Origin of the sequence: Luteitalea sp., from assembly GCF_022842525.1 — a bacterium.
Lineage (GTDB): Bacteria > Acidobacteriota > Vicinamibacteria > Vicinamibacterales > Vicinamibacteraceae > Luteitalea.
The window spans coordinates 1-2,717 of record NZ_JALHPM010000353.1; the positions used below are offsets into that span (position 1 = coordinate 1).

Annotated in this window: 2 protein-coding genes; both read left to right on the forward strand. The window is 65.1% G+C overall.

Annotated features, from left to right (window positions below):
• The first annotated feature begins 258 nt into the window (after positions 1 to 258).
• Entirely contained in the window at positions 259 to 2,103 is a 1,845-nt protein-coding gene (locus Q0C41_RS30815) for an N-6 DNA methylase (protein WP_291990779.1), read from the forward strand.
• Positions 2,100 to 2,717: hypothetical protein (locus Q0C41_RS30820; RefSeq protein ID WP_291990781.1), on the forward strand; the 618-nt coding region annotated here is incomplete at its 3' end. The genes Q0C41_RS30815 and Q0C41_RS30820, both read left to right, overlap by 4 nt.

Consider the following 2,717-nt stretch of genomic DNA (forward strand, 5'->3'; position numbering starts at 1 on the left):
CGTTGACTGTTCACCCCGTGCCCCAGGAGGGGCACCAAATGCTTGCCCCCATCCCCAGAATCACCTCTACCAAGACCAGCGCCATCGCCGCCGACCCCGCCCCGGACGCCCTAGCGTGCGGTGCCCACCGGGCTACTCAACAGCCGGGCGGGAGCCGGGCGGGATCAGGGGTCGTGAAAGCTTCCTTGGGGCGGGACTCGGCCGGCGGCCTTCACATCTCGGGGTGTGGGCGCTCCGCTCTTGACAGAAAGATGCGATATGGCAAACATTGCAGACATGCCAAAAACATCTCCCGCCGTCGCTGGCCTTCTCCGTGCCATTCGCTCCGAGTTGGGCCTTACTCAGGAACAGCTCGCCAAGCGTCTTGGCGTGTCGTTCGCGACCGTGAACCGATGGGAGGGCGGGGGCACCAACCCACAACGAGCAGCCCTTGCCGCCATCCGGGCGCTGGCCGAAGAAGCGGGAGTGTCTGACGAGGCTGCCCAGGAGGGGGAGCCCCGGGGCGCCGGCCGGCGACGCGCCGGCAGCGCAGCCCAGGGCACGAAGTCGATGGAGCAGATGCTCTGGGGCGCTGCCTGCTCGATTCGTGGCGAGAAGGACGCACCAAAGTTCAAGGACTACCTGCTGCCCCTGCTGTTCCTCAAGCGTCTCTCCGACGTCTTCGATGACGAGATCGACCGGCTGGCCGATGAGTTCGGCGACCGAGCCGTTGCCCTGGAGATTGCCGAGGCCGACCACACACTGCTTCGCTTCTACCTGCCGCCTGAGGCTCGCTGGGCCGTGATCAGCGGGCGAGTGGCGTTCTCCTGGCCAGCTGACGCCCGCGGCCGGCCGACCGCGCCCCGTGACATCGGCGAGCACCTGACCAAAGCGGTGCGGGCTGTCGTTCGGCACAACCCCACCCTCAGCGGCGTGATCGACGTCGTCGACTTTGCAGCGGAGCGCAACGGTGAGCGAGACATCAACCCGGCGAAGCTGCGCGGTGTTGTCGAGACATTCTCTGACCCGCGACACCGGCTCGGCCTTAGCGACGTGCAGCCCGACTTCCTGGGCCGGGCCTACGAGTACCTGCTGCGCAAGTTCGCTGAGGGCTCCGGCCAGAGCGCCGGGGAGTTCTTCACGCCGACTGAGGTCGGCTTCCTCATGGCCAACATCCTGCGTCCCAAGCCCGGCGAGTCCTGCCACGACTACGCCTGCGGCTCCGCTGGGTTGCTCATCAAGCTCCAGCTAGTCGCCCGCGAACTCGACCCCATGAGCAGTGTGCCACTGCGGATGTTTGGGCAGGAACTCCAGGCAGAGAGCTTCGCCGTCGCCCGGATGAACGCGATCATCCACGACATGGACGTCTCCTTGGAACGCGGCGACACCATCATCAACCCCAAGTTCCGCACGAGCGACGGTGCGCTGAGGCAGTTCGACATTGTCACGGCCAACCCGATGTGGAACCAGCCGTTCGACCCAGAACTGTTCCTCAACGACCCCTTCGACCGCTTCACAACCGCGGGTGGGATCACATCCGGCAAGGGCGATTGGGCGTGGCTCCAGCACACCCTGAAGACGATCAATGACCACGGCCGCGCAGCCGTCGTGCTCGACACCGGCGCGATGACGCGCGGCTCCGGCTCCAAGAATGAGGATAGGGAACGCAACATCCGAAAATGGTTCGTCGACCACGACCTCATCGACGGCGTGATCCTGCTACCCGAGAACCTCTTCTACAACACGCCGGCCGCTGGCGTCATCGTAGTGCTGTCGCGGCGCAAGGCGGCGAGCCGGAAAGGCAGGATCGTCCTCCTCAACGCGGCGGCGCGCTTTCAGAAGGGGCGTCCAAAGAACCACCTCATCGAGGCGGACATCAAGCCGCTGGCGTCGGCCTATCTCGCTGGCGAACCGATTGAGGGCGCGGTCGCTGTGATCACGAGCGAGGAGCTTGCCGGCGCTGACTACAACCTGGACCCGAGTCGGTGGGTCACGCCCGCCTCGCCGGGCGAGCGAGAAGATGTCTCTGTGCTTCTCAGGCAATTCCAGGACCTGCTTGAGGCGGAAACGGAGCTGCAGCGACAGCTCCGACCGGCGCTCGAGCAACTGGGGCAGCTCGTATGACGCTCCCCAAGGTGAAGGTAACCCTCGGCGATGTCTGCGAGCTGGTCTGCCAGCAGGTCGACCCAAGGGCCAGGCCGAAGGCCGCCTACCTCGGCCTTGAACACCTGGCAACTGGACGACTGCTACCGATCGCTACTGGCAGCGCCAGCGACGTAACAAGCCAGAAGACCGCCTACGAGGCGGGAGATGTCCTCGTCAGCAAGCTGCGTCCATACCTAGACAAAGCCGTACTCGCCACGGAGCCAGGCGTGTGTTCCACGGAGCTGCTTCCGCTCCGGCCGAAGGAGGGGATCGACTCACGATTCCTGGCGTGCGTCGTCCATAGGCCGGACTTCGTTGAACACGCCATGACCGGGGTGACGGGATCTCAGCACCCAAGAACATCCTGGGCCCATCTCTCGCGCTTTGTCCTGCACCCCATGCCGATCGAGGATCAAAGGACAGTTGCGACCCTACTCTGGCGAATCCACGAGCTGATCGTGGTCGTGGAGGCGACGCTCAGGAGCGCCGAGAGCCTCAAGGAGGCAGCCGCCTCGAACATCTTTGCCCGCGGGCTTCGCCGTGAGCCCGACGAAACTTCGGGAGTCAGTCAGAAGCGTGTGACCTGGGACGTC